Source organism: Bacillus sp. 005/A4HT-01/001, from assembly GCF_004634445.1.
Taxonomy (GTDB): domain Bacteria; phylum Bacillota; class Bacilli; order Bacillales; family Bacillaceae; genus Bacillus; species Bacillus altitudinis.
Genome location: NZ_SEIZ01000003.1, coordinates 488,157 through 514,974, shown reverse-complemented (window position 1 = coordinate 514,974; position 26,818 = coordinate 488,157). Strand labels below are relative to the sequence as shown.

Sequence of the window (26,818 nt, the reverse complement as noted above, 5' to 3'; positions counted from 1 at the left end):
TCACCCTTCCATTTCCGCAAGTTCTTTTTCTGTATACGTTTGAATGATCTTCGACGTGAATAATACACCGTCTAAGTGATCAATTTCATGCAATAAAGCTCTTGCTAAAAATCCTTCTGCTTCTATTGTAAATGGTTTGCCTTTCTTATCAAAGGCTTTCACCTTCACATAATTTGGTCTTTCAACCGTTCCGTACAAAGATGGAAAGCTCAGGCAGCCTTCAATGTCTGTCTGGCTCCCTTCCACTTCAAGAATCTCAGGATTTACTAAGTCAATCCTCCCAGAATCTTCTCCGATATCGACCACGGCGATTCTTTTTGAGACGCCGATTTGTGGTGCGGCTAGGCCGACTCCATCTAGTTCAAGCATTGTATCATACATATCATCCAGCAGTTTTTTCAGTTTTTTATCGAATGTATCAACAAGCTCTGTTTGTTGTTCAAGCACGTCTGCAGGATGTAAGACTATCGGTTTGATTGCCACGAAAAGACCTCCGTTTTACATCATCATATATGGATTCATATCGATTGATATCATCAACTGTTTTTGTTCCATTTCTTTTTGATAATGATCTTGTATTTTTCGTAATAAACTTGCCAGTTCATTTTCCCTTTTGTATTTTATCACGCATTGATATCGATATCTATCTTTGATCTTAGCGATCGGAGAAGCAGCAGGACCGAGAATTCTTGTATTCGGTGCACAATTCATTTTCAGGAACTGAACAATTTTGTCTGTGACATGCGCTGCCTTTGTCACTTCTTCATGTGATACAGTCACCATCGCCAAAAAATAAAATGGCGGATAGGACTGATGACGACGGTGCAACATCTCCTGCTCATAAAAGGCTTCATAATCATGCTGTTTGGTTAATTCAATACTATAATGCGAAGGTGTATATGATTGAATAATGACTGACCCCGCTTTTTCATGACGTCCCGCACGTCCGCTTACTTGCGTGAGAAGCTGAAACGTTTTTTCACTTGAACGAAAATCAGGGATGTGAAGAGACGTATCCGCACTAAGGACACCGACAAGTGTAACATCTGGGAAGTCTAAGCCTTTTGCAATCATTTGCGTCCCAAGCAGAATGTCCGCTTCTTTGTTGCCAAAGGACGTAAGAAGCTTTTCGTGCGCACCTTTCCGAGAGGTTGTATCTACATCCATTCGGATGACCCTCGCTTCTGGCAATACCTTCGTCAGCTCTTCTTCCACACGCTGCGTGCCTGTACCAAAATAGCGAATATGCTCACTATGGCATTCTGGACATTCTGCAGGTACAGGAGCTTCGTGACCGCAGTAATGGCACTTCAGCCGTTTTTGAAAGCGGTGATAAGTGAGAGAGATCTCACAATGAGGACATTGTTCCACATATCCGCAATCCCGGCACATCACAAAGGATGAATAACCTCTTTTATTGAGAAATAAAACTGCCTGCTCTTTCCTTTCAAGTACTTCTTTTAACCTGAGCATTAATTCTTCTGAGAACATGGAGCGGTTGCCGTTTCTTAATTCTTCTCTCATATCAATTAAAGAAACGTGCGGCAGCTGCTGCTGATTGACGCGCCGTTTGAGCGTCAGCAGTGTATACACACCCTTTTTCGCACGCGCATATGACTCAAGTGAAGGCGTTGCACTGCCTAATACAACCGGACATTGGTGCCGCCCTGCTCGTTCAATGGCCACATCTTTCGCATGATACCGAGGCATTTCTTCTTGTTTATATGACGATTCGTGTTCTTCATCTATAATGATCATTCCTAGATTTTCAAACGGGGCAAAAACAGCCGATCTTGCGCCAACGACAAGCTTGACTTCCTTGCGGTGGATTTTCCGCCATTCATCGTATTTTTCCCCAGTCGATAAGCCGCTATGAAGGACAGCCACATTGGAGCCGAAGCGCTCTTTAAAACGCTGGACCATTTGAGGCGTTAATGAAATTTCAGGAACTAGGACGATCGCTTCTTTTCCCTTTTGGAGGACATGATCAATCGTCTGTAAATAAATTTCGGTTTTACCGCTTCCTGTGACCCCGTGCAGTAAAAACGTTTCATGTTTGTCATCGCTCACTGCTTGATGAATGGGTTTTGCCGCTTCTGCTTGCTCTGTTGTGAGATCAAGAGGAGTAGATGGTGTAAACTCCCTATCCCGATAAGGATCTCGATAAATCTCTTCATAGCTTTCTGTTAATAGACCTTCTTGAATCAAGGCTTTTATCGTTTGAGAACTAGCACCTGTTTGCTGCTGCAAATCTTTTGCTAAAAACGTCGTTTCATTCGCTTGAAATAAAAAGGTAAGCAGCACCTTCTGTTTCACCGCATTTTTCTTTAACTGCTTCTGTTTTTCTTCAAGTTTTTCTTTCGTAACTGCTACCTGAAGTGTCCGCACCTTTTTCTTTCCGGATTTTTGTGAGACGTGATATCTGACTTCTAGATGGCCTTTTTGGACATGCTTTTGAATAGGCTTCAGCTGTTCAGGCGGAATGTCAGCGTAAAGGATGCTCTCTTGCTGACCGAAAAGCTCTTTCAATGACTGCGGAAGTTCCTCAGCTGATAACACCTGAATTTCTTTTTCATATTTTGCTTTCATCGCTGCTGGAAGCATCGATTGAAGCGCCGTAATATGATAGGACAATGTTTTTTCCGTCAGCCAGTGGGAAAGCTCCAATAGCTCATCTGTCAGAACAGGAGATAAATCAAATAAATCGACAATGTCCTTGATGTTTCCTGACTGTACGTCTGTTTCTTCTTTGATTTTTGTCACAAACCCTTGAATCTTCCTTGGGCCAAAAGGAACCACTACCCTCATACCAGCCTTGACAAGGCCTTTAAAGCGGTCTGGCACACGATAGTCAAATGGCCTGTCAATGGCTTTCGTTGTGACATCGACGATCACTTCAGCAATCATGCTCGATCACGCTCTTTTGGCAGCAGCTGTTTTGCCTCCTGTAAGATTTCAAAGGCAAGGTCTTTTTTACTCATCATTGGCAGCTCTTTTTTTGTTCCGTCTGCTTTGATCAATGCTGCGACATTCGTATCTGTGCCAAAGCCTGCGCCCTCTGCTGCAACATTGTTCGCGACAATCATATCTAAGTGCTTGGATTCGATTTTCTTTTTCGCATAGTATTCTACATCCTGCGTCTCAGCTGCAAAGCCGACTAGCACCTGATGTTCTTTTCTTTTCCCAAGCTCTTTTAAAATATCTTTCGTCCGCTTAAATTCAACCGCTAGTTCACCGTCTTGTTTTTTCATTTTATGAGAATACGTCGTGACAGGCGTATAATCAGCAACGGCTGCTGATTTAATCACTATATCTGCTGTCTCGTATACATCTAACGCTGCTTGATACATCTCCTCAGCCGATTCCACTTGCACCACATCCACATGCTCAGGCGCAGTTAACGAAACAGGTCCTGAAATGAGCGTGACATCAGCCCCCATTTGCTCGGCAGCTTCTGCAATGGCATAGCCCATTTTCCCAGAAGATCGATTTGAAAGAAAACGAACAGGGTCGATCACTTCTCGTGTAGGGCCAGCTGTGACCACGACTTTTTTACCTGAAAGCGGCAAACTGGCTGGCTCATCAAAAAACGCACGGATGTGTTCAACAATTTTTTCAGGCTCCTCTAAGCGTCCTTTTCCAATGTAGCCGCATGCTAAATAGCCTTCACTTGGCTCTATAAACCGGTAGCCGTCTTCATATAAAGTGCGGATGTTCCGCTTGACAGCTGGATGGTCATACATGTGCACATTCATAGCCGGTGCAACCCATACAGGAGCTGTTGAAGCAAGCAAGGTCGTTGTGAGCATATCATCAGCAAGTCCTGCGGCCATTTTACCAATGGTATGTGCTGTTGCAGGGGCAACAAGAATGAGATCGGCCCAGTCAGCTACATCAATATGCGCAATGACTTTTGGATTGTTTTCTTTAAATGTATCCACATACACCTCATGCCGAGATAGGGCTTGAAAGGTGAGCGGAGACACAAACTCACGGGCAGATTCTGTCATAATCACTCTTACGTTTGCGCCTGCCTGTACGAGTTTACTAGTGAGTGCAGCTGCTTTATATACGGCGATTCCTCCGCTGACGCCGAGCAAAATATTTTTTGACTGTAACATTTGTTTGTCCCCCTTAACGGCCTTTTTCACAAATTCGTCTACAATTCAAAAAAGTCAAAACCAATCATAGTTTTGACTTTTTTGAACGTATCGTATCTGCATGGCAGAAGCGATGTTATTCTTGCTCTTCTTTTTCAAATGTCAAAAGACCAGCATCGATTTCTTCAAGAGCTTTCCCTACAAATTTATAGGATTTTGTGTTTTCGATTTGTTGATCTTGATGGATTTGCATTTCACGTGCACGGCGTGCAGACACTGTGACAAGTGTATATTTTGAGTCAAGTTTGTTCATCAATGAGTCAATTGAAGGATCTAACATGGTTTATTCTACCCCCAGCATTTTTTTATATCTTGGTGCGACTCTGTCTCTTCGCAGGTGCTCTGCAAGGACGATCGCTTTAATTCTTTCACATGCAAGCTCGACATCGTCGTTTTCAACGACATAGTCATAAGCATCCATCATTTCAATTTCTTCTTTTGCAGCAGCCATTCGGTTACGGATGAGATCCTCAGATTCTGTCCCGCGTGTAATAATGCGGTTTTGAAGTTCTGAAAGACTTGGCGGTGCAAGGAAAATAAAGAGACCTTCCGGGAATGCTTCTCTTACTTGAAGTGCACCTTGCACTTCGATTTCAAGGAAAACATCTTTTCCTTCGCTCAATGTTTGTTCTACATAGTCAACAGGCGTGCCGTAGTAATTCCCGACATATTCTGCCCATTCTAACAGCTTTTTGTTTTCAATCATATGTTCAAATTCTTCCCTGGTTTTAAAGAAATAATCAACACCATTTCTTTCACCTTCACGCGGTTTGCGGGTTGTCACAGAAATAGAGTATTCAAATTTCGTATCTTCCTGGGAGAAAATGGCTTGTCTGACCGTTCCTTTTCCAACTCCCGAAGGTCCAGAGAGAACGATTAAAAGTCCTCTTTCTTTCATAATGGCGTATTACCCCTGCCCTTCATCTATGATTTCTTCTTTTACAGAAAGTCTTTGCGCGACAGTCTCAGGCTGAACGGCAGATAAGATGACATGGTCACTGTCCATAATGACAACAGCACGGGTTCTTCTTCCGTATGTCGCATCAATGAGCATGCCTCGATCTCTTGCGTCTTGTATCATTCGTTTAATCGGTGCTGATTCCGGACTGACGATCGAAATCATCCGATTCGCTGAAATGATGTTTCCAAATCCGATATTGATCAACTTTATGGTCATCTTCTTTCGTCCCCCTGTAATATAAACGTCTCTAGTCTCGCCGAAAGAGACGCACTGTAAACAGCATACACAATGACTATTCTATATTTTGCACTTGTTCTTTTATTTTTTCAATAGCGCTTTTCATTTCAACCACCAGCTTTGTTAAATGGTGATGGTTTGCTTTTGATCCAATCGTGTTCACTTCACGGTTGAGCTCCTGTACAAGAAAGTCAAGCTTTCGTCCGGCAGCGCCGCCTTGCGTCAAAATTTGCTGGAACTGCTGAAAATGACTTTTCAGCCTGGTAATCTCTTCTGTAATGTCACAGCGATCAGCAAAGATGGCCGCTTCTGTGGTCAGCCTACTCTCTTCAAGCGCCTCTCCGATCCATTCTTGCAATCTTTGATTCAATCGTTCTTTGTACTGACTCACAACCTCTGGTGCAAACACTTTGATTTCTTCTGTAAATGCCTCGAGTTCAGACAGCCTGAGTTCACAGTCTTTTTGAAGTGATGTTCCCTCCTGCTCTCTCATGAAGCAAAGCTCCTTGACAGCTTCTTCACAAGTGTCTATCAGCAAATGCTCCAGCTGCTCATTTCGGCTGACTGACTCTTCCACCTGAACAGCCTGTTCCAGCTTCAGTAAGTCATGTGCATGCTGAATACCTGAAATATGATAGCGGTCCTCAAGGTCTTTTGCGGCTTTCATATATTCATCAAGCAGCGGCCAGTCAATCTGTAAAGACCGGCTTGCAAGTTTACCGCCTTCAATCGTAACAAACAGCTCAATTCGACCGCGCTGCACGTGACGAAGAATGATTTTTTTTAATGTATCTTCGAAATATAAAAGCGGCCTCGGCAAACGGGCATGAACCTCTTTAAAACGGTGATTGACCGATTTTAGCTCAACTGACACTGTCAGTTCACCATCCGTTTTACTCGCTTGGCCGAATCCCGTCATACTGCGTATCATGTGAAAACACCCAATTCTTTCATATTAATAAAATGAAAAAGGTAATAGCAGACACTATTACCTCAAAATTATACCATAACCAATTATTTTTTTCTTGTCAAAAGTGATCCTGCCAGTAAAAAAGTTGGCAATGCAGACATACCGATGATCAGAAGCCAATCGACTGGTGCGACCGCCACCGTTTTGAAAATTGGCTGAAGCGGCGGATAATAAATGACCACAAGCATCAGCAGCAGGGAAGACACAACAGCGCCGATCAAGTACATATTCCCAAATGGATTGCGTTCAAAAATAGACCGTTCACTGCGGCAGTCAAACACATGAATGAGCTGCGCCAAAACGAGTGTGCTGAATGCAACCGTCTGCGCATATTGAAGATTGTTCGGATCACGGTGATACACAAACATAAAGGCTAACAAAGTGGCAATCCCGATCAGAAACCCTCTTGATATGACCTTCCAACCAAGCCCTCTTGCAAAAATCCCCTCTTTCATGTTCCGCGGCTTTCTCTTCATGACATCGCCTTCTGGTTTATCCATTCCAAGTGCCATAGCCGGCAAGCCGTCTGTGACAAGGTTTACCCACAAAATTTGAATTGGAACGAGAGGCAATGGAAGCGCAAGAAGCATCGCAAACAGCATGACCAAAATCTCTCCCACATTCGATGCCAGCAAATAGCGGACAAATTTGCGAATGTTTTCATAAATATTCCGGCCCTCTTTAATAGCGGATTTAATGGTCGCAAAGTTGTCATCAAGCAAAATAAGAGAAGAAGCTTCTTTGGCAACGTCTGTTCCGGTAATCCCCATGGATATACCGATATCCGCCTGTTTAATCGCTGGCGCATCATTCACCCCATCACCTGTCATCGCGACAATATGGCCATTTTTTTGATAGGCCTTCACAATTCTCAGTTTATGCTCAGGTGATACACGGGCAAAGACGTACACATCTTCTGCTGTTTGCTCCAGCTCTTTGTCGCTTAGCTGATCCAGAGCTTTTCCATCAAGCACCTTTCCTTGCTTCGGTAAGAGACTTAAATCTTTAGCGATCGCTTTAGCCGTTTCTACGTGATCGCCTGTAATCATCACTGTTTTAATGCCAGCATCCCGGCATTCTTTAATCGCTCGTCTCACTTCAGGGCGAGGTGGATCAATCATGCCCTCTAGACCGATAAATGTGAGGCCAGTTTCTGCCTGCTGAACAGAGGTGATTTTTTCTGTCAGGCTTACTTTTTTATATGCAATCGCAATGGTTCTGAGCGCTTGTCTTGCTAAACCTTGAATGGCAGCTTCTGTTTCTTGCCGGTGGGCCTTTGAAAATGAGGCGGTGCGTCCGCCGTGCATCATATGACTTGAACGTTTCATCAGCACATCTGGCGCCCCTTTGGCAACGACATACCGCTCCTTCTGATTCGTTTCCACGACGACTGACATCATTTTTCTTTCAGAGTCAAAAGGGAATTCCTCCACCACACGAAATCCCGCTTCGATGAATTGCTCTGTAAAACCCGCTTTACGCGCAGCGGTTAGAAGTGCTCCTTCTGTCGGATCGCCATCAAGTCTCATCTCTCCGTCTTTTTCAACGATGGTCGATGTATTACAAAGTGCTCCGTATAATAGCACCTTTTGCAGGCTTGGATGTTTGTCTACATGGACAAGTTCTCCGTTTAAGGTAAAATCACCTGACGGCTCGTACCCAGTGCCAGAAATATTCCATGTTTTCCCCTCTGCCCATACATGTGTCACTGTCATTTTATTTTGTGTCATTGTGCCTGTTTTATCTGAGCAAATAATCGAGGCGCAGCCGAGTGTTTCCACAGCCGGCAGCTTTCTGACAATGGATTTTTGTTTAATCATCCGCTGCACACCTAAGGAAAGTGCGACAGTGACGATCGCCGGCAGTCCTTCTGGAATCGCAGCAACAGCGAGAGATACACCCGCTAAGAACATATGATACAAATCATGACCTTGCACCACACCAAGAACAACCACAAGAACAGTTAAAAATAATGCAGCAACAATTAAAATTTTCCCCAGCTGCTCAAGGCGTCTTTGCAGCGGTGTTTCCATATTACCTGCTGAATCCAGCATACCGGCAATTTGTCCCATCGCTGTATTCATCCCTGTACCAATGACAACCCCTACACCGCTTCCTCTTGTGACAAGCGTCCCCATAAAGGCCATGTTCGTCAAATCTCCAAGTGAGACATGATCTCGCGAGAGCGGACTCGCATGTTTGACCGCTGGGATGGACTCTCCAGTGAGGGCAGATTCTTCGATTTCCAAACTCTTTGTTTCTAGTAATCTGACATCTGCCCCAATTCGGTCCCCGCTTGAAAACTTCACAATATCTCCCGGCACGAGGTGCTTGGACGGGATCTTGACCCATTCATTGTTTCTCCTTGCATAGACATGCGGCGTTGATAATTCCTTTAGTGCTTGGAGGGACTTTTCCGCACGGCGTTCCTGATAAAAGCCAAGCACACCATTTATCAGCACAATCGCCACAATCGCCACAGCATCAATGTATTCACCTAAAAAAGCAGAAATAATCGTTGCCGCAAGCAAGATTAACACCATAAAGTCTTTAAATTGCGCTAAAAAAATAACGAACGCCGACGCCTTTTTCCCTTCATGTAATTCATTTGGCCCATGCTTTTCAAGCCGCTTTTGCACATCTTTTTCTGACAGTCCGTCACCTATCGATGTATTCATTGTTTTTAATAAATCGGTTTGGTTCAGTTCATGCCAATTCATTTGACCTCGTCCACTCCTCTTTTGTTCTCTCTCTTATGCAGTGTTCTATAAGCCAGTTTATTCAGACTCGTCCTAAATCATGCTATAATAATAAGACTGCCTAAAGAACGAGAAAACGTAAGGTTCTTTCAGTAGATTTGTGTGAAAGAAGAGGGTGTATCCAACATGTCATTTGACGGCATTTTTACATATGGTATGACAAATGAATTGCAAGAAACATTAACTGGTGGAAGAATTTCGAAAATACATCAGCCCTACAAGCATGAGCTGATTTTTCATATCCGGTCAAAGGGGAAGAATCATAAGCTTCTTTTATCCGCTCACCCGAGCTATGCAAGGGTACAGCTCACTGAGCACCATGATGATAATCCGAGCGAACCGCCAATGTTTTGTATGCTCCTCAGAAAACATCTTGAGGGTGGGTTCATTGAACGTTTTGAACAAATTGGGTTAGATCGGGTGATCGTGCTGCACGTGCGAAGCCGAAATGAAATTGGCGATGAACAAACCCGTAAGCTGTATATTGAAATTATGGGCAGGCACAGCAACTTAATTCTCGTGGAGGACGAAACGGAGCAGATCATTGACGGACTGAAACATCTTTCTCCATCTGTGAACAGCTATCGAACGGTGCTACCAGGACATCAATATCTTCTGCCGCCGGCACAGCAAAAGCTGAATCCTTTTGACGTGACGAAGGAAGATATTTTAAAGCATTTACGTTTTCAGGAAGGGAAAATCGTCAATCAAATTGTCGATACATTCTCTGGGGTTTCTCCGCTGTTTGCTAAGGAAGCTGTCCACAGGGCCGGCCTTGCCAATCAGGAAACGATTCCAAGTACATTGCTCGAGATGTTTCAGCTCATTCAGGCGCATTCTTTTACCCCTCAGCTCACGAGAAAAGATGGGAAAGAGTATTTTTATTTATTAGAACTTCAGCACGTCGATGGTGACATGAAGACGTTTGATTCTCTTAGTGGGCTACTTGACCGCTTTTATTTCGGAAAAGCTGAAAGAGACAGAGTCAAACAGCAGGCGGCTGATCTTGAACGTTTTGTTGCGAATGAAAAAAAGAAAAATGAAAACAAGCTAAAAAAACTAACAAGAACGCTTGAAGAATCTCAAAATGCGCATAAGTACCAGCTTTATGGTGAATTGCTTACTGCCAATATATATGCGATTAAAAAAGGGGATAAAGAAGCGACTGTCATCAATTATTATGATGAAGAAGGCGGAGAGATCACGATCCCGCTCAAAACAAACAAAACCCCTTCTGAAAATGCACAAGCGTATTTTACAAAATACCAAAAGGCAAAAAATGCAGTAGAGGCCGTAAATGAACAAATCAAGCGAACACATGAAGAAATTGTTTATTTTGACGAGCTGATCCAGCAGCTGTCCTCTGCCTCACCAAAAGATTTAGAGGAAATAAGAGAAGAACTGGTGGAAGGAAAGTATTTGCGTCCCAAACAAAAACGCAACGCCAAAAAGAAAAAACCATCGACCATTCAGCTTGAAGCATATGAATCCTCTCAAGGAGTTCCGATTCTCGTTGGAAAAAACAACAAGCAAAATGAATATTTGACCACAAAGGCGGCAGCTCGTGATGACATTTGGCTGCACACAAAGGATATTCCTGGATCACATGTCGTCATTCGTCACAAAGCGCCTGATGAACAAACCTTGCTTGAAGCAGCACAAATTGCTGCCTACTTCTCAAAGGCAAAAGAATCAAGCTCCGTCCCTGTCGATTATACGAAAATCCGGCATGTGAAAAAACCAAACGGAGCAAAACCGGGCTTTGTCACGTATGATCAGCAGCAAACATTATTTGTAACGCCTGATGAGGATGTTGTCCTAAAGCTGAGAAAATAAAAAAGAGCCGATTAAATCTTTAGATGAGATTTTATCGGCTTTTTCTTTGTCGTTTTTTTCTTTCTATATAGAGCTCATCGAGTGCATCTACATCCTCTTGTTCAAGCAAGGTCTCAATGGCCTCAGTCAGCTGTTTAGTGCGGGCTGGGCTTGCACCACTCGTAGATACAGAGATTGTCACTTTTCCTGCCCTCACAACCTTTGGCACAATCACATTGCCAAGCTCTGACTGGCTCACACAGTTGACGAGCTGATGAGGAAGCGCTGATTGCGTCATCCACTCGTTTACTGAAGGATCGTCTGTAGCAGCGACAATCAAAAATGCATCCTTTACATCTTCCGCATCAACTTTCTTTTTCTTCCAAGTCAGCTGATATGTCTCAATAAGATTCGCCATTTCATCACAAATGTCAGGGCTCACAATGGTTATGCTGCATGGCTCCATGCATAGCGCACTCGTCCTTCTAGCCGCAACCCTTCCACCGCCGGCAATCAGCACGTGTTTATTGGTTAGATCAAGATGAACTGGAAGCATGGCTTTCTCCTTGAAAACGAAACGCATCCTCTTTGTTTAAGATGGTTTCCTGCACACGTTCAATATAAGCTGCTTTTACATGGGGATGAAACCCAATATATCGGCAGACACGGACATCTCGCAACCGCTCTCTCGCCTGATTCGCTTCACTCTCAATCTCTTTCATTAAAATGCCGGTAAATAAAAGATAAGGCACGAGATAGACAGGCGTATCGTCATCTACTGTTAACTGTGCTAAGACGTCACGATAATTCGGTTCACACGCTGTAATAAAACACGGAAAAACTTCTGCACAAGGCAACAAACTTCGGACATCATCTGCAATGCCAAACACATCCCGTTTTACATCTGGATCAGAGCTTCCACGGCCAATTAAGAGAATTTTTGCGTGCTCTCCCTTGTATCCTGCTTCTTCAATCCTTGCGATAACCGCTTTCGTGACTTCTTGGTTCACGCCTATAGGTCTTCCATATGTCACCTTCACTTGTGGGAAACGTTTTTGTACTTTCACAATCTCATCTGGAATATCTGATTTGGCATGCATGGCAGTTAAAAGGAGGAGCGGGACGATCGCAATGTGGGTTGCTCCTTTTTGTACACAAGTCTCAAACCCTTCTTCGATTGAAGGGTCCGTCAACTCTAAAAAACAAATTTCTTGGATATCTGCTTCCACTAACGGCATACAGCTTTTCATAAAAGAAATGGCTTTATCCTGTGCTTCTTTTACCCTGCTTCCATGCCCAACATAAAGGACAGCTTGTTTCATTTGACTCCTCCTTGCGACCTTAGTTTTATTCAGACGAAAAGACACGATGTCCACACGTGTCTTTTCATCTTTGTTTTCATTTCTCAATCAGTGCTGGTTCAAACCAGTTCAACTTTTGATGAAAGTGAACGACATCTCCTACCACGATTAAACTTGGGTGCTCGATCCCTTCTTTTTCAACCGTTTCAGATAGTGTCGCCACCGTGCAGCAAGTCGTCTTTTGCCTTGTGGTCGTTCCCCAGTGAATAAACGCAGCTGGGGTTTCAGGATTCCGCCCATTTTTCAAAAGCAGCCGCTGAACTCTTTCCACGTTTTTGACGCCCATGTAAATGACAAGGGTATCAATCCCCGTCGCCAGCGCTTCCCACTTTTCTTCAAAATGTTCATCCTTTTGATAATGCCCTGTCACAAACGCAACATTTGAGCTGAATTCTCGGTGCGTGACTGGAATGCCTGCATAAGCAGCGGCTGCAATGCCAGAAGTAATCCCCGGGACAACTTCATACGGAATACCATGCTCAGCTAAGCATTCGATTTCTTCACCGCCACGGCCAAATACAAAGGGATCACCGCCTTTTAGACGAACGACTATGTTCCCTTCCTTCGCATAAGCAACAAGCGCTTCATTAATCGCTTCCTGTCTCATCGTATGATGATTTGGCAGTTTGCCGCAATAGATCAACTCCGCCTCCGGTTTGGCATGGGCAAGAATCTCTTGATTGACAAGACGATCATATAAAATGACATCTGCCTGCTGTATTGCCTTATGGGCCTTTAGCGTAATTAAGTCTGGGTCACCCGGTCCGGCACCAACAATGTATACTTTCCCCATCTTGCTTTCTCCCCCTGCCATCAGGCGATTATTTCGTTTTATCCTTTACATAATCAACAAGGCGCTGTTTTGACTCCTCGCGTGATAATTCACCTGTATCTAGGACGAGCTCAGGCGCAGCTGGCTCTTCGTATGGTGAATCGATTCCCGTGAAAAATGGAATTTCGCCGTTTCTTGCTTTTTTATATAATCCCTTTGGATCACGCTCTTCACACACGTTCAGATCACATTTCACAAACACTTCGTGAAATTCTCCGTCTTCGACTAACTGTCTTACGATTTGGCGGTCTTCTTGAAATGGTGAAATAAAAGCAGTAATGACAATCGTTCCTTGCTCAACAAATAATTTCGCCACTTCACCGATGCGCCGAATGTTCTCTTTTCTGTCGTCATCTGAAAAGCCTAAGTCTTTATTGAGTCCATGACGTACGTTATCGCCGTCAAGGACTGTCACTTGGTACCCCTGTTCAAACAGCTCTCGAGCCGCTGCGTTGGCGATCGTCGATTTACCTGAACCGCTTAGACCTGTCAGCCAAATGATCCCGCTTGTATGGTTGTTTTTCTGTTGATATTCTTTTTTAGTAATAGATGAATCATGCCACACGATATGTTCGTTGCTCATGTCATATCCTCCTTTAAGATACCGTCGTTTTTAATCCTTCGATTAATGTTTCAATGACTTCTTTTCGGCTGAACGTGCTCGGTGGTAATTCACCATTTCTTAGCATCGTTCTGACCTTTGTACCTGAAAGAATGACATGTTCGCTTTTATCATGTGGGCATGTTTTTGGTGTTGCCATGGCTTCACATGTATTGCAGTAAAAGCTGTGCTCAAATTTTAATGGTGTGATCCCAATTTCTTCGCTTGTAAATTGTTCAAATAGCTCCTGCGCTTCGTATGTGCCGTAATAATCACCAACACCTGCATGATCTCTGCCGACAATAAAATGTGTACAGCCATAATTTTTACGCACAAGCGCATGAAAAATCGCTTCCTTTGGTCCAGCATAACGCATGGCAGCAGGAAAAACACCTAAAAAGACGCGGTCTTTCGGGTAATAACCGTTCAGTAACACTTGATAGCTTTTCATTCTTACATCTGCTGGAATATCATCAGATTTTGTTTCACCAACAAGTGGATTTAGAAATAGACCATCCACTGTTTCCAGTGCTGTCTTTTGAATGTATTCATGCGCACGATGGACTGGGTTTCTCGTTTGGAAACCGACAATGGTTTTCCAGCCGTTTTCTTTAAAATGTTTTCTTGTTTCTTCTGGCTCATACGTAAATTGCGGGAAAGGTTTTTCACTGCGTTTTGTCAGTGTAATTTTACCACCAATATACGTGTCACCGCGTTCAAATAATTTTTTCACGCCTGGGTGATTGCGGTCATCTGTTTTATACACATTCACTGCTTCTTTTTCCTTATCAGGTGTGTATTGATCTTCCACCTCAATGACCCCGTATACTGTTCCATTATACGATAGACGAACAATGTCACCTTGATTGATCTCCGCTGCTTTTTCCTTTGTGACAGGCAAAGTAATCGGAAGAGACCAAACGACACCACTTGCTAGTCGCATACTGCTGACAACTGCTTCATAATCAGCTTTCGTTAAAAACCCTTCAATTGGACTATACCCGCCAATTGCGATGAGTTCAAGGTCTGCAAAAGAGATGGCATCCAGCTCAATTTCTTTCGCAGCTGTGCTTAGATCAAATTCTTCATTTACTCGATTAATTAATACGCCACCATGTGGTGTTAAACTCATTTGTTCATCTTCCTCTCAATGTTCATATTTATTAGATGTTAATAGTCGGATTTATATTTAAATCCCGCCGCCCTGTTCATGAATCGAGCTGCTCTCATTTTTAACTGCCTTCATAAGACTCAGTGCACCTAGTGAAGCAAGCAGTACACTCATCATGATAAAGATAGAGTAATAGTCTCCTTTTAAGAAAAGGCTTACTAGCAAATAAGATAGACTAAGTGATAAGAAAGGTGACACAACCCATACCTTCAGCATTTTTTTCACAACATGTTTATGAAAAATGTTCGGTCCACCCTTTGCCATACCTAGCCCAATAATGGACGAGGAGGTAATTTGAGTAAGGGGAACAGGGAGTCCGAATATAGAGCTGACGATGACAAGTCCTGCACCGGTGCTCGATAATAGAATGCCTTCACCCGTTTGATAGCGTGTAATTTTCTTTCCGTTTGTTTCTAGTACCCTTCTTCCTAGAAGCAGCGCCCCAATGGCCACAAAGATTCCGCCGTAAAGGGTTCCTTGCCCGACTGATAAAACACCTGACGCGACAAGCGGGCCGACCGCATTGGCGACATTGTTCATGCCGGCTGAAAATGCTTCTAAAAACCCACTGATAATCAAAACAACAGATAAGATCAATGTACCTTTTTTGGATAATGTTCGTTTAGGGAACAATCTGATGATTTTGACAACAGCAAAGGTAAAAACAAAGGCAACAATCGGAATAATCACCCAAAAAGAGACAATGACTAAGATCGATTTCACATACAGCACTTTATATGCGGCTGCCACACCGACCACAGCTCCTACTGTGACCTCACTTGTGGATAAAGGAATGGCCAAGAGATTCGCTATGAAAAGTGATAATGCGGCCGAGCCAATGATGATACACACAATTTCAAGTGTGATGACAGATTCCGGCATAATCCCGGAGCTGATCGTTTTGACGACCTCACCGCCGCCAATCACTGAACCTGCTAATATTCCAACCGCACAAACGCTGAGCGCGTATATTGGCTTTTTGATCGCACCTGAACCATATGCGATGCCCATCGAAGCGGCTGCTCCGCTTGCGCCAATATTTAAAGCAAAGAATAAGCTAAATAAAATTGCGGCGATTTCCATACATTATACTCCCTTACTCATGTAATCCGCACTCAGTCTTTGCTGTCCCTGACCATCTTCCAGAACGCAAATCATCAGCAGTAAATGCCGGCTGTGTACAAGGTGCACACCCGATGCTTGGATATCCTTGGTCATGCAGCGGATTATAAGTAAGATCCTCTCTAGACGCATATCTCCATATGTCCTTCCACGTCCAGTGGATGAGCGGACATACTTTAACTGATTGGAATTTTTCATCCTTATTTAAGAAGTTCGTACCTGCTCGTTTAGGCGACTGCTCTCTTCTTAAACCAGACAGCCATGCCGGATAGCCAGATAGTGCCTCTTGCAATGGAATGACCTTTCTCATATGGCAGCAGCTTTGAGGATTCGTTTCCCATAATTTATCACCATGCTGCTCATTCTGCTCTTCCACCGTCAGCTCAGGTGTTTTCAGCACGATGTCTAAACCAGGATATCTTTCCTTAACTGCATCAATGGTGTCGTATGTTTCCTTGAAATGCAGACCTGTATCTAAAAAGACAATTCTTGCATCTTTTTTTACTTTCGCAATAAGATCGATCAGGACAATGCCCTCAATGCCAAAACTGCATGCATAAACGAGCTGATCACCATAGTGGCCGTACGCCCATTTCAGCACAGATAGGGCCCCTTTATACAAATCGTCCTCTTGAAATGTAATGGACGGCTCTTGCCAATTTTCATAAGTTAACATTGTTTCTCCCCTTCCGGAGTACTGCTTCTATTGCTATTCTCCGCACTACTTTAATCTGATTTTTTCATTTTTTTCCACTTGAATCACTTGACCGTCCTGAACGATCAACGTAATTGAACCGAATTTCATATCCCCAATCAGCTCTTGCATATGCTTCACTAAGTCCTCATCCTGGTTTTGTTTCAGTTCCATCTCCTCTTCCTCCTCACCGTTAAAATAAAAAAACTTTCTTTCAGTCCGAAAGAAAGATGAGGAAGCTCACGATTTCCTTATCTTTCAAAATAGAATCATTTTGCAGGAAGTAGCACCTTGCAAATCGCAGGTTGCCGGGCTTCATCGGGCCAGTCCCTCCACCTCTCTGGATAAGAGTTTTAATTTGTATTAAATATTAACACAATTCAAACAAAAGTCAACCCGACTTTATTGATAGGATTAGTTTTTATTTAAATTTGAGTCTATTTTACTATTTTTAACCAAATAAAAAACTGTGCAGCGCAGCACAGCTTTTTTTAAAACAAAACAAGCTTTTTAGACCGTTTCTTCCATCCAAGATTCAGACGAAGGATCCTGTCTCCAGCGTTTTAGTTTATTCATAGCAGAAGACTCGATTGCTTTTAGCTCAAGTGCCACTTCTGTCAGTGTGTCATAGTCTGTCAGCGTGACATAGGGAATGTTTTTCTCTTGAAAAGCCGCAGTTGCTTTTGGCAGTCCATAAGTGAAGATCGCAACAACTCCGAGTACGTCACAGCCTTCTTCTTCTAGAGCCGCTACAACTTCAAGAACGCTGCCTCCAGTTGAGATGAGGTCTTCTACGACAACCACCTTTTGTCCAGGTGATACGGCTCCTTCAATTTGATTTCCTTTTCCGTGTGCTTTTGGTTTACTTCTTACATAACACATCGGTACGTTCAGACGATCAGCTGCTAATGCCGCATGAGGAATGCCAGCTGTAGCTGTACCTGCGACAACTTCCGCTCCTTCAAAATGAGTGAGAATCAAGTCTTTTAAACCTTCCGCAATGTCCCCTCTGACCTCAGGATAAGACAAGGTGAGGCGATTGTCACAGTAAATCGGTGATTTGATACCGCTCGCCCATGTAAATGGTTCGTCTGGTTTTAAAGAGACAGCTTTGATTTGTAATAAATGCTTCGCGATTTTCGTTTTCATCCGGCAGTCACTCCCACTCTTTCAAAATTTGTTGATAAGCTTCCACTGGGTTTGTGGCTTTTGTGATCGATCTTCCCACAACAATCTGTGAAACACCCTGCTCTTTGGCAAAGGCAGGTGTCGCCACACGCTTTTGGTCATCCGTTTGATCATTTGGTAAGCGAATTCCTGGCGTCACAGTGAGAAAGGAAGGAGAGATTTGTTCATGAAGCTGTTTTGATTCATGAACAGAGCACACCACACCATCAAGTCCACTTTCATATGCCAATTGTCCATAATGAAGCACAGCCTCTTGCAATGGGCGGTCAATTAGTAATTCTTTTTTCATCATATCTTCTGACGTGCTTGTCAGCTGGGTCACTGCAATAATACCCGGGCGATTTTGCCCGGCAGGGGTTCCGCTTTCAAGTCCCTCTACGGCCGCCTGCATCATTCTTTTCCCGCCGGCTGCATGTACATTCACCAAATCAACACCAAGTGCAGCAAGCCTGTTCATCGCTTTTTGCACAGTTGTTGGAATGTCATGAAGCTTCAGATCAAGGAAAATACGGCAATTTTTTTCTTTCAGTGCGTCAATAATGGCAGGACCTTCTTGGTAAAACAGCTCCATGCCAACCTTTACGAATAATGGAGTGCCTTCAAAACGATCTATAAAGGCGTGCGCCTCCTGTCCTGATGGAAAATCAAGCGCGATGATGGGCAAGTGCTTCATGTTTCCAGCTCCTTCCGATGCATTCCTCTACAGATGAATACCCATAAGCCGCTAACACATTCGGCAGTTCATCAATGATTTCCGGGCAAATAAATGGGTTCACAAAATTGGCTGTCCCAACAGCTACCGCACTTGCGCCAGCTAGTAAAAATTCAAGTACATCTTCAGCGCTTTGCACCCCGCCCATCCCAATAATCGGAATAGAAACGGCCTGACTGACCTCATGCACCATTCGGATGGCAACAGGTTTTACAGCAGGACCTGATAATCCGCCTGTTTTATTGGCAAGAATGGGTTTGCCTGTCTTTAAATCTAAACGCATCCCAATCAAGGTATTGATCATGGTGAGTCCATCCGCTCCAGCCGATTCAATCGCTTTAGCAATCTCAACGATATTGGCTACATTAGGTGACAGTTTCACATAAACAGGAACGGAGGAAACTTCCTTAACGGCTTTTGTCAATGTAGCCGCCATTTCTGGATCGGTCCCAAAGGCAATTCCACCTGTTTTCACATTCGGACACGAGATATTCAGTTCAAGGGCGTGAACATTACTTGCTTGACTAATTTGCTTCGCTACTTCAACATAATCATCAACTTGTGATCCAGCAACATTGGCAATAATAGGGGTATCGAACTGCTCAAGCCAAGGTAATTCATGTTCAAGCACGCCTTTTAGACCTGGATTTTGGAGACCAATCGCATTCAGCATACCGGCTCCTGTCTCAGCTACCCTCGGTGTCGGGTTGCCAAATCTCGGTTCAAGGGTCGTGGCTTTAATCATGATGCCGCCCAGCAAGGAAAGGTCATATAATGATGCGAATTCTTTTCCAAATCCAAAACAGCCTGATGCAGGAATGATTGGATTTTTTAGAGATAAGCCGGGTAATTCGATGTTTAGCATGATAGCGCCACCTCCTCCGCTTTAAAAACAGGTCCATCCAGACAAACTTTAACGTACGGTTTCTCGTGCTGATCGGTATGACAGACACAAGCAAAGCATGCACCGATTCCGCAGCCCATTCGTTCTTCCATTGAAATATAGACAGGCTTATCGGGATAAGAGTCTTTTAGTGCTTTTAACATAGGTGTCGGTCCACAAGAAAGCAAGACATCAAAGTCCAGCTCATTCTCTTCAATGACATTTGTCACGAAACCTTTCGAACCATATGTCCCATCTACGGTTGCGATAAACGTATCTCCGAGTGCTTGAAACTTCTCCTCATAGAATACATCCTTTTTCGATTGAAAACCGAGAACATGCTTTACGATGACGCCTTTTTTCGTTAACCGCTTAGAAAGTTCATATAGCGGAGGCACACCGATTCCTCCACCGACTAATAATGCGGTCTGTCCGGCCTGAACGACTGAAGGGTCATAGCCGTTTCCAAGCGGTCCTAACACATCGACTGCCTCTCCCGCCCGCTTTTGGGAAAGGAGCTTTGTGCCCTCTCCCTCTGCGCGGTAAATGATGGTTGCTTCTTGCTTTTCGGCATGAATGTTGGCAATACTGATCGGTCTTCTCAGCAGCGGTGTCATGGATTCACTGACCTTTATATGAAGAAACTGTCCAGCTGTTTGAAAGGATTCAACAAGATCACCCTTTAATGTCATTTCGTAAATATGATCAGCGATCTCTCGGTTTGAGACGACCGTCAAGTATGCTTTTTTCATATCGTTACTGTCACCTCAGCATTCGTTTTCACTTCTGGCATTTCATCTGCTCTAAATGTCATGCTCTCTAGCACTCTTAAAATCGCTTCCGCTGTATCTAGTGACGTTAAGCAAGCGACACCATTTTCAACAGATTCACGTCTAATTCTAAAGCCGTCTCTTGCCGGCTGTTTTCCTTTTGTTAAGGTGTTGATGACAAATTGGGCTTCACCATTTCGAATGACATCCAGCAGATTCTTTCCTTCTTCTCCTATTTTGCCGACAACACTTGATGGAATGGAGGCTTGTTTTAAGTAATTCGCTGTTCCTTCTGTTGCTAAAATATGATAGCCGATGGAATGGAATCTTCTTGCAATTTCAAGTCCTTCTTCTTTATCTTTATCAGCCACTGTCAGGAGAACCGTTCCGTCTTTTGGAATTTGAATACCTGATGCAATCAATCCTTTGTAGAGGGCTTTTTCGATTGTGACATCTTTCCCCATGACTTCACCTGTTGATTTCATTTCAGGCCCTAGTGTAATATCTACTCTTCTTAGTTTTGCAAAAGAGAAGACTGGAACTTTCACATATACGCCTTCTTGCTCAACATGAAGCCCTTCTTGGTAGCCATAGTTTTTCAGTTTTTCTCCTAAAATAACCTTTGTAGCTAAGTTCGCCATTGGAATGCCTGTAATTTTACTTAAGAATGGAACAGTCCGGCTTGAACGCGGATTCACTTCAAGTACATACACTTCACCTTTTGATAGCACAAATTGAATGTTCAAAAGCCCAATGATGTTAAGGCCTTTTGCGAGTTTAATCGTGTATTCTGCGATTTTCGCTTTGATGTCCTCAGACAAAGTTTGCGGCGGGTAGACCGCAATCGAGTCTCCAGAGTGAACTCCGGCTCTTTCAATGTGTTCCATAATGCCTGGTATGACAACCGTTTCTCCGTCAGACACAGCATCTACTTCAATTTCTTTTCCTGTCAAATACTTGTCAATGAGCACTGGGTGCTGCGGATTGACTTTCACCGCATTCTCCATGTAGTGAAGGAGCTCAGCTTCTTGATACACAATTTCCATTGCACGGCCGCCTAATACATAGGAAGGACGGACAAGCACGGGGTAACCGATTTGATTCGCAATCGCTACTGCCTCTGGCACAGACGTTGCTGTCTTACCTTTTGGCTGCGGCACGCCGAGAGTTTCTAATGTTTGTTCAAACTTGTCACGGTTTTCCGCACGGTCAAGGTCTTCAAGCGATGTTCCAAGTATCTTAACCCCTCTATTTGATAATTCATCTGCTAAGTTAATCGCTGTTTGTCCGCCAAACTGAACAACGACACCTTCTGGTTGTTCAAGGTCGATGATGTGCATCACATCTTCTACAGTGAGTGGTTCAAAGTAGAGCTTATCTGAAATACTAAAGTCTGTTGAGACGGTTTCAGGGTTGTTGTTAATAATAATGGCTTCATAGCCTGCTTGTTTGATTGCCCACACTGAATGAACGGTCGCATAATCAAATTCAACCCCTTGTCCGATTCTGATTGGACCTGAGCCTAGCACGATGACACTTTTCTTATCTGTTCGTTCGGATTCATTTTCATCTTCATATGTGCTGTAGAAATATGGTGTTTCTGATTCAAATTCTGCCGCACATGTGTCCACCATCTTATACACAGGAACGATGCCTGCTTCTGTTCTTAGGTTATAGACATCTGCCTCATTCATATTCCATTCGCGGCTAATATAAATATCTGAGAAACCTTTTTCTTTCGCTTCTTTTAAAACGTCTACATTGCCTTTGTTTTCTTTTAGTGTCTTTTCAAATGCGATGATGCCTTCCAGTTTATGAAGGAAGAAGTAATCAATTTTCGAGAATTCATGAATCTGTTCGACGGTATAGCCTCTTCTTAGCGCCTCAGCGATATAAAACAGACGCTCATCTCCTGCTTTGATAATCCGCTTTTCAAGCACTTCGTTTGTAATGTCCGCTTCGTCTTTTAATTCAATGTGATGCACATCCGCTTCAAGTGAACGAACAGCCTTTAAAAGAGACTCTTCTAATGTGCGGCCAATCGCCATGACTTCACCCGTTGCTTTCATTTGTGTTCCAAGTCGTCTGTTGGCAGATTCAAACTTATCAAACGGCCAGCGCGGGATTTTTGAAACGATATAGTCGAGTGCTGGCTCGAACGCTGCATATGTTTTACCTGTGACTGGGTTCATCATTTCATCAAGTGTTAGGCCAACTGCGATTTTCGCTGCAAGTTTTGCAATTGGATATCCAGTTGCTTTAGACGCAAGAGCAGAAGAACGGCTCACGCGCGGGTTTACTTCGATAATATAGTATTGGAAGCTGTCTGGATCAATCGCCAGCTGTACGTTACATCCGCCTTCAATGCCAAGTGCACGAATCAACTTGAGTGACACATTACGAAGCAGCTGATATTCACGATCACTTAGCGTTTGACTTGGTGCCACAACGATACTGTCACCTGTGTGGATGCCGACAGGATCAAAGTTTTCCATGTTACAAACCACAATGGCATGATCTCCGCTGTCACGCATGACCTCATATTCAATTTCTTTAAAGCCTGCGATACTTTTTTCAAGCAAACATTGTGTCACCGGACTTAATTTCAGTCCATTCTCGACGATTTCTTTTAATTCTTGCTCATTTGTACAAATTCCGCCGCCTGTGCCGCCTAGTGTATAGGCTGGTCTAACAATGACCGGGAAACCGATTTGATCTGTGAATGCCATCGCTTCTTCAAGGTTATGGATAATTTCACTTTCTGGTACAGGTTCATTTAATTCATTCATTAGATTACGGAATAAATCTCTGTCCTCTGCTTTTTGAATAGCTGACAGCTTGGTGCCCAGTACTTCCACACCGCATTCAGCGAGTACACCAAGATCTGATAATTCAACAGCAAGGTTCAATCCAGTTTGTCCGCCAAGTGTTGGCAGAATCGCATCAGGACGTTCTTTTCGAATGATTCGTGTTAAAAATTCTGGTGTCAGTGGTTCGATGTATACCTTATCGGCCATTTCCGTATCTGTCATGATCGTCGCCGGGTTAGAGTTCACAAGAACGACTTCATAGCCCTCTTCTTTTAGCGCTAAGCAAGCCTGTGTGCCTGCATAGTCAAACTCCGCTGCCTGACCGATGATGATTGGACCTGAACCGATCACTAAAATCTTTTTGATATCTACGCGTTTTGGCATACTTCTTCCCCTTCTTTCTCAGTTGTATGAATCATGTCCATGAACTCGTCAAATAAGTAGTTCGCATCTTCTGGACCCGGTGATGCTTCTGGGTGATACTGGACAGTGAATGCTGGTGCTTCTTTATGTTTTAATCCTTCAATGGTATTGTCATTTAGCGCAATATGTGTGACTTCAAGCACGTCTTCATTAATGGCGCTAACCGTGTAGCCATGGTTTTGAGACGTCAAGGTTACCTTGCCAGTTGCTAGTTCTTTGACTGGATGATTGGATCCTCTATGCCCAAATTTCATTTTTTCTGTACTTGCGCCGCACGCAAGCGCGAATAACTGGTGTCCTAGGCAGATACCAAAGAGTGGTACCTTTCCAATCAGCTGCTGAATCATTTCAACCGCTTCTGGCACATCGACTGGATCCCCAGGTCCGTTTGACAGCATGATGCCATCTGGTTTTAACTGTAATACTTCATCTGCCGTGATATTGTATGGCACCACAATGACATCACAATCTCGCTTATTGAGTTCGCGCAAAATGCCATGCTTCATGCCGAAATCGACAAGCACAATTCTTTTGCCTCTTCCTGGACTTGGATACGCATTTTTCACAGATACTTGGCTTACTTGATCTGTTGGCAGCTGCATTGTTTGAAGGCGGCTTACAACGTCTTCTACTTGTTCATCCGGTCCTGCAAAAGCTCCTCTTAATGTACCTGCACTTCGAATCATGCGCGTGAGCTTGCGTGTATCAATGCCGCTAAGACCCGGGATATTTTTCATTTTTAAATACTCATCAAGTGAGTATGAAGAGCGCCAGTTTGAAGGCTTTTCACAAAGCTCTTTCACGATCAGCCCTTTCACAAACGGTGTGATCGATTCAAAATCATCACGGTTAATGCCGTAGTTGCCGATCAGCGGGTAAGTGAGTGTGACAATTTGTCCGCAGTACGACGGGTCAGACAAAATCTCTTGATAGCCTGTCATCCCTGTGTTAAAGACGACTTCTCCGACTGACGGTTCTAAGCTGCCAAAGCCTGTTCCTTCGAATACTGTTCCGTTTTCTAGCACTAAGCGTCTCTTCATTTTACTAGTCTCCCCTCTTCATAAACGACTTTCCCAGATGCAAGTGTCATGACCGGCCATCCTGATACAGTCAATTTGTCAAACGGTGTATTTTGTCCTTTAGATAAGAAGCTTTTTTTGTCAATTGCCATTTCTTTGTTTAAATCAATCAGTGTGATATCAGCGATTTGACCTTCTTCCAGCTTTCCGTATGGAAGAGCAAAGGCTTCTGCTGGTTTGATGGTCATATAATCAACAAGTTCTTTTAATGTCCATTCCCCTGTTTTCACAAAACGTGTGTAAAGAAGCGGGAACGCTGTTTCAAGTCCAACAATCCCAAAAGGTGCCCTCTGCATCGTTTCGTTCTTTTCTTCTTCTGTATGCGGTGCATGGTCTGTGGCGATAAAATCAATCGTGCCATCTAAAAGCCCCTCGATCAGTGCCTCGCGATCTTCTGCTCCTCTGAGCGGCGGATTCATTTTATAGTTTGTGTCAAGACCTGGGATGTCTGTATCACATAAGAGCAGGTGATGTGGAGAGACCTCAGCCGTCACACGAATGCCTGCTTTTTTTGCATCGCGTACCACTCGGACTGATTCCTTTGTGCTGATATGGCATACATGATAATGACAATTCGCTGCTTCTGCTAAGAGGACATCTCTTGCAATATGCACCGATTCACAAATTGACGGTATCCCGTTTAACCCATTTGCTTTTGAAAAGTCTCCTTCATGAACGCATCCTCCATAAATGAGTGAGTTATCTTCACAGTGCGCCACTATGGCTTGATCAAGGCTTGCTGCCTTTTTCATTGCTTCGTACATCATGCCTGCGGTTTGAATACCAACACCGTCATCCGTAAAGGCAAATGCACCCGCTTCTTTTAACGCCGCAAAGTCTGTCATCTCTTCGCCAATTTGTCTCGTCGTGATGGAAGCGTATGGCAGTACTCTTACAGATGAGGTCTCTTTGATTCGATTCATCAGCCATTCCATTTGTTCTTTTGTATCTGGAACTGGCCGTGTATTTGGCATCGCTGCAATGGTCGTATACCCGCCTCTTGCTGCTGCCTTAGAACCTGTTTCAATGGTTTCTTTTTTCTCACCGCCTGGCTCTCTTAAATGCACATGCAGATCAATCAAACCTGGTGATACAAATAGCCCTGCTGCATCAATGACTTCTTCTCCGTCTTCTCTTTTTAAGTGACCCACTGCTTGAATCACTTTTCCTTCTACCCTAATATCCTGCTGCACTCTTTCCCCTGTGCTTGTTAAGATAAAACCGTTTTTAATGAGATATGACATAGACAGAATCTCTCCCTTTTTGATGTAGTCTGCTATTTTGAAAAGCTCTTTTTAACACAGCCATTCGGATATACACACCATTTTCCATTTGTTTAAAAATCCTTGACTGTTTTGACTCTACTAATGAATCATCTATTTCAACACCTCTATTTACTGGTGCTGGATGCATAATAATCGCTCTTTCTTTCATTTTGCTTGCCCTGTCTACTGTTAATCCATAAGTCGATAAGTAACCCTCATTGCCCATCTTTTCTGAGTGCCTTTCATGCTGAATTCTCAGCAGCATCACCACATCAGACCGCTTCATGGCTTCGTCCACTTCGACATACGTTCCATGAGGATTTTGTTCATCTTGGAAGGAAGCTGGTCCTGAAAAGAGCACTGTCGCTCCTAGTCTTGCGAGGACTTCAGCATTGGACCTTGCCACCCTGCTATGTTTGATATCACCATGAATCGAGATCGTTAAGCCTTCAAAGCCGCCAAACTCTTCGAAGATCGTCATCAAATCCAGCAATGATTGTGTAGGGTGCTGTCCGCAGCCATCTCCCGCATTAATGATTGGAATCCCGACCTTCCCAATCAGCTCTTTGTAATATTCGTCGGTACTGTCTCTGATGACACATGCCTTGACTCCGATGGATTCAAGTGTTTTCACTGTATCGTAAAGGGTCTCTCCCTTTTGAACAGAGGTACTTGCTGCGTCTAGGTTCAGCACATTCATTCCAAGTTTTTTCTCTGCCACCTCAAAGCTAAAACGCGTTCTTGTACTTGGTTCAAAGAAGAGGTTCGCTACAAATTCACCTGCTAAACCATGTTCCTGTTTCCCTTTTTTCAATGCACATGCTTCTTCAATCAGCTGTAAAATTTCTTCCTTTGACAAGCTGCTCATTGTCGATAAATCATTCATTTTTTCTGCCCCCTCTAGTTTTTCATCACTTTCAGGTTCAAAAAAACCCTAAGCCTCGGCAGCTTAGGGTTCTCCAAAAGAAGCAGGGGTGCTTTCGCACGTTCTGCTCCGTTTAGAAC

The 26,818-nt window shown here is 43.7% G+C and carries 25 protein-coding genes and 1 riboswitch; of the genes, 1 reads left to right on the top strand and 24 read right to left on the bottom strand.

What is annotated here, in order from left to right; translation table 11 throughout:
• From def to ES896_RS12280, 8 genes are all read right to left on the bottom strand, one after another.
• On the bottom strand, positions 1 to 483 hold the full coding sequence (def, locus tag ES896_RS12315) for a peptide deformylase (RefSeq protein WP_076821731.1): 483 nt from the start codon (positions 481 to 483) through the stop codon (positions 1 to 3).
• Between the two features lie 15 nt (positions 484 to 498).
• Positions 499 to 2,907 carry a primosomal protein N' gene (gene priA / locus ES896_RS12310; RefSeq protein WP_135226840.1) on the bottom strand — a complete coding sequence of 803 codons (2,409 nt, stop codon included), beginning with the start codon at positions 2,905 to 2,907 and terminating at the stop codon, positions 499 to 501.
• A complete protein-coding gene (gene coaBC / locus ES896_RS12305; protein ID WP_058213789.1) occupies positions 2,904 to 4,121 on the bottom strand; it encodes a bifunctional phosphopantothenoylcysteine decarboxylase/phosphopantothenate--cysteine ligase CoaBC in 1,218 nt (405 codons plus the stop codon). Before coaBC ends, priA begins: the two co-directional genes overlap by 4 nt.
• A 115-nt stretch (positions 4,122 to 4,236) precedes the next feature.
• Positions 4,237 to 4,440 carry a DNA-directed RNA polymerase subunit omega gene (gene rpoZ, locus ES896_RS12300; RefSeq protein ID WP_008344896.1) on the bottom strand — a complete coding sequence of 68 codons (204 nt, stop codon included), beginning with the start codon at positions 4,438 to 4,440 and terminating at the stop codon, positions 4,237 to 4,239.
• Between the two features lie 3 nt (positions 4,441 to 4,443).
• Complete coding sequence (gmk, locus tag ES896_RS12295; protein WP_007499680.1) at positions 4,444 to 5,058, bottom strand: guanylate kinase; 615 nt, start codon at positions 5,056 to 5,058, stop codon at positions 4,444 to 4,446.
• A gap of 9 nt (positions 5,059 to 5,067) precedes the next feature.
• On the bottom strand, positions 5,068 to 5,337 hold the full coding sequence (gene remA / locus ES896_RS12290) for an extracellular matrix/biofilm regulator RemA (RefSeq protein WP_008344898.1): 270 nt from the start codon (positions 5,335 to 5,337) through the stop codon (positions 5,068 to 5,070).
• A 76-nt stretch (positions 5,338 to 5,413) separates the two neighbouring features.
• A complete protein-coding gene (locus tag ES896_RS12285; protein WP_007499682.1) occupies positions 5,414 to 6,289 on the bottom strand; it encodes a YicC/YloC family endoribonuclease in 876 nt (291 codons plus the stop codon).
• An 83-nt stretch (positions 6,290 to 6,372) separates the two neighbouring features.
• A complete protein-coding gene (locus tag ES896_RS12280; RefSeq protein ID WP_135226839.1) occupies positions 6,373 to 9,048 on the bottom strand; it encodes a calcium-translocating P-type ATPase, SERCA-type in 2,676 nt (891 codons plus the stop codon).
• 165 nt (positions 9,049 to 9,213) lie between these two features.
• On the opposite strand from ES896_RS12280, the gene ES896_RS12275 reads away from it, so the two are divergent.
• On the top strand, positions 9,214 to 10,923 hold the full coding sequence (locus ES896_RS12275; protein WP_135226838.1) for an Rqc2 family fibronectin-binding protein: 1,710 nt from the start codon (positions 9,214 to 9,216) through the stop codon (positions 10,921 to 10,923).
• A 31-nt stretch (positions 10,924 to 10,954) separates the two neighbouring features.
• On the opposite strand, the gene ES896_RS12270 is transcribed toward ES896_RS12275, so the two are convergent.
• From ES896_RS12270 to ES896_RS12195, 16 genes are all read right to left on the bottom strand, one after another.
• Complete coding sequence (locus ES896_RS12270) at positions 10,955 to 11,458, bottom strand: precorrin-2 dehydrogenase/sirohydrochlorin ferrochelatase family protein (RefSeq protein ID WP_116306841.1); 504 nt, start codon at positions 11,456 to 11,458, stop codon at positions 10,955 to 10,957.
• Positions 11,439 to 12,257 (bottom strand): sirohydrochlorin chelatase, encoded by an 819-nt coding sequence (locus tag ES896_RS12265; RefSeq protein WP_346427549.1) that lies wholly within the window; start codon positions 12,255 to 12,257, stop codon positions 11,439 to 11,441. The genes ES896_RS12270 and ES896_RS12265 overlap by 20 nt, the downstream gene beginning before the upstream one ends.
• Positions 12,258 to 12,300: 43 nt before the next feature.
• Positions 12,301 to 13,056 (bottom strand): uroporphyrinogen-III C-methyltransferase, encoded by a 756-nt coding sequence (gene cobA / locus ES896_RS12260; protein ID WP_008344909.1) that lies wholly within the window; start codon positions 13,054 to 13,056, stop codon positions 12,301 to 12,303.
• A gap of 28 nt (positions 13,057 to 13,084) precedes the next feature.
• Complete coding sequence (gene cysC, locus ES896_RS12255) at positions 13,085 to 13,678, bottom strand: adenylyl-sulfate kinase (protein WP_008344911.1); 594 nt, start codon at positions 13,676 to 13,678, stop codon at positions 13,085 to 13,087.
• A gap of 13 nt (positions 13,679 to 13,691) precedes the next feature.
• Entirely contained in the window at positions 13,692 to 14,828 is a 1,137-nt protein-coding gene (gene sat, locus ES896_RS12250; protein WP_008344912.1) for a sulfate adenylyltransferase, read from the bottom strand.
• Positions 14,829 to 14,885: 57 nt separating this feature from the next.
• Complete coding sequence (locus ES896_RS12245) at positions 14,886 to 15,950, bottom strand: inorganic phosphate transporter (protein ID WP_008344915.1); 1,065 nt, start codon at positions 15,948 to 15,950, stop codon at positions 14,886 to 14,888.
• A gap of 13 nt (positions 15,951 to 15,963) precedes the next feature.
• A complete protein-coding gene (locus ES896_RS12240) occupies positions 15,964 to 16,665 on the bottom strand; it encodes a phosphoadenylyl-sulfate reductase (protein WP_008344917.1) in 702 nt (233 codons plus the stop codon).
• A 45-nt stretch (positions 16,666 to 16,710) separates the two neighbouring features.
• Entirely contained in the window at positions 16,711 to 16,857 is a 147-nt protein-coding gene (locus ES896_RS12235) for a YezD family protein (RefSeq protein ID WP_008344920.1), read from the bottom strand.
• Between the two features lie 74 nt (positions 16,858 to 16,931).
• A riboswitch (SAM riboswitch) is annotated at positions 16,932 to 17,034 on the bottom strand.
• 159 nt (positions 17,035 to 17,193) lie between these two features.
• A complete protein-coding gene (pyrE, locus tag ES896_RS12230; protein WP_017367212.1) occupies positions 17,194 to 17,832 on the bottom strand; it encodes an orotate phosphoribosyltransferase in 639 nt (212 codons plus the stop codon).
• A 7-nt stretch (positions 17,833 to 17,839) separates the two neighbouring features.
• Positions 17,840 to 18,544, bottom strand: a complete 705-nt coding sequence (gene pyrF / locus ES896_RS12225; RefSeq protein ID WP_017367211.1) for an orotidine-5'-phosphate decarboxylase — start codon at positions 18,542 to 18,544, stop codon at positions 17,840 to 17,842.
• Positions 18,516 to 19,448 (bottom strand): dihydroorotate dehydrogenase, encoded by a 933-nt coding sequence (locus tag ES896_RS12220; protein ID WP_017359348.1) that lies wholly within the window; start codon positions 19,446 to 19,448, stop codon positions 18,516 to 18,518. The genes pyrF and ES896_RS12220 overlap by 29 nt, the downstream gene beginning before the upstream one ends.
• Positions 19,442 to 20,218, bottom strand: coding sequence for a dihydroorotate dehydrogenase electron transfer subunit (locus ES896_RS12215; RefSeq protein ID WP_116306838.1), 777 nt, complete (start codon positions 20,216 to 20,218; stop codon positions 19,442 to 19,444). Before ES896_RS12215 ends, ES896_RS12220 begins: the two co-directional genes overlap by 7 nt.
• A complete protein-coding gene (gene carB / locus ES896_RS12210; protein WP_007499710.1) occupies positions 20,215 to 23,430 on the bottom strand; it encodes a carbamoyl-phosphate synthase (glutamine-hydrolyzing) large subunit in 3,216 nt (1,071 codons plus the stop codon). Before carB ends, ES896_RS12215 begins: the two co-directional genes overlap by 4 nt.
• Entirely contained in the window at positions 23,415 to 24,509 is a 1,095-nt protein-coding gene (locus ES896_RS12205) for a carbamoyl phosphate synthase small subunit (protein ID WP_019743288.1), read from the bottom strand. Before ES896_RS12205 ends, carB begins: the two co-directional genes overlap by 16 nt.
• A complete protein-coding gene (locus ES896_RS12200) occupies positions 24,506 to 25,792 on the bottom strand; it encodes a dihydroorotase (protein ID WP_025207306.1) in 1,287 nt (428 codons plus the stop codon). Before ES896_RS12200 ends, ES896_RS12205 begins: the two co-directional genes overlap by 4 nt.
• Entirely contained in the window at positions 25,776 to 26,699 is a 924-nt protein-coding gene (locus ES896_RS12195; RefSeq protein ID WP_017367206.1) for an aspartate carbamoyltransferase catalytic subunit, read from the bottom strand. The genes ES896_RS12200 and ES896_RS12195 overlap by 17 nt, the downstream gene beginning before the upstream one ends.
• Positions 26,700 to 26,818: the final 119 nt, after the last annotated feature.

Coding starts and splice junctions, on each gene's coding strand:
- priA (WP_135226840.1), bottom strand. CDS start 2,907: ATGATTGCTGAAGTGATCGTCGATGTCACAACGAAAGCCATTGACAGG.
- coaBC (WP_058213789.1), bottom strand. CDS start 4,121: ATGTTACAGTCAAAAAATATTTTGCTCGGCGTCAGCGGAGGAATCGCC.
- rpoZ (WP_008344896.1), bottom strand. CDS start 4,440: ATGTTAGATCCTTCAATTGACTCATTGATGAACAAACTTGACTCAAAA.
- gmk (WP_007499680.1), bottom strand. CDS start 5,058: ATGAAAGAAAGAGGACTTTTAATCGTTCTCTCTGGACCTTCGGGAGTT.
- remA (WP_008344898.1), bottom strand. CDS start 5,337: ATGACCATAAAGTTGATCAATATCGGATTTGGAAACATCATTTCAGCG.
- ES896_RS12285 (WP_007499682.1), bottom strand. CDS start 6,289: ATGATACGCAGTATGACGGGATTCGGCCAAGCGAGTAAAACGGATGGT.
- ES896_RS12280 (WP_135226839.1), bottom strand. CDS start 9,048: ATGAATTGGCATGAACTGAACCAAACCGATTTATTAAAAACAATGAAT.
- ES896_RS12275 (WP_135226838.1), top strand. CDS start 9,214: ATGTCATTTGACGGCATTTTTACATATGGTATGACAAATGAATTGCAA.
- ES896_RS12270 (WP_116306841.1), bottom strand. CDS start 11,458: ATGCTTCCAGTTCATCTTGATCTAACCAATAAACACGTGCTGATTGCC.
- cobA (WP_008344909.1), bottom strand. CDS start 13,056: ATGGGGAAAGTATACATTGTTGGTGCCGGACCGGGTGACCCAGACTTA.
- cysC (WP_008344911.1), bottom strand. CDS start 13,678: ATGAGCAACGAACATATCGTGTGGCATGATTCATCTATTACTAAAAAA.
- sat (WP_008344912.1), bottom strand. CDS start 14,828: ATGAGTTTAACACCACATGGTGGCGTATTAATTAATCGAGTAAATGAA.
- ES896_RS12245 (WP_008344915.1), bottom strand. CDS start 15,950: ATGGAAATCGCCGCAATTTTATTTAGCTTATTCTTTGCTTTAAATATT.
- ES896_RS12240 (WP_008344917.1), bottom strand. CDS start 16,665: ATGTTAACTTATGAAAATTGGCAAGAGCCGTCCATTACATTTCAAGAG.
- ES896_RS12235 (WP_008344920.1), bottom strand. CDS start 16,857: ATGGAACTGAAACAAAACCAGGATGAGGACTTAGTGAAGCATATGCAA.
- pyrE (WP_017367212.1), bottom strand. CDS start 17,832: ATGAAAACGAAAATCGCGAAGCATTTATTACAAATCAAAGCTGTCTCT.
- pyrF (WP_017367211.1), bottom strand. CDS start 18,544: ATGAAGCACTTGCCCATCATCGCGCTTGATTTTCCATCAGGACAGGAG.
- ES896_RS12220 (WP_017359348.1), bottom strand. CDS start 19,448: ATGCTAAACATCGAATTACCCGGCTTATCTCTAAAAAATCCAATCATT.
- ES896_RS12215 (WP_116306838.1), bottom strand. CDS start 20,218: ATGAAAAAAGCATACTTGACGGTCGTCTCAAACCGAGAGATCGCTGAT.
- carB (WP_007499710.1), bottom strand. CDS start 23,430: ATGCCAAAACGCGTAGATATCAAAAAGATTTTAGTGATCGGTTCAGGT.
- ES896_RS12205 (WP_019743288.1), bottom strand. CDS start 24,509: ATGAAGAGACGCTTAGTGCTAGAAAACGGAACAGTATTCGAAGGAACA.
- ES896_RS12200 (WP_025207306.1), bottom strand. CDS start 25,792: ATGTCATATCTCATTAAAAACGGTTTTATCTTAACAAGCACAGGGGAA.
- ES896_RS12195 (WP_017367206.1), bottom strand. CDS start 26,699: ATGAATGATTTATCGACAATGAGCAGCTTGTCAAAGGAAGAAATTTTA.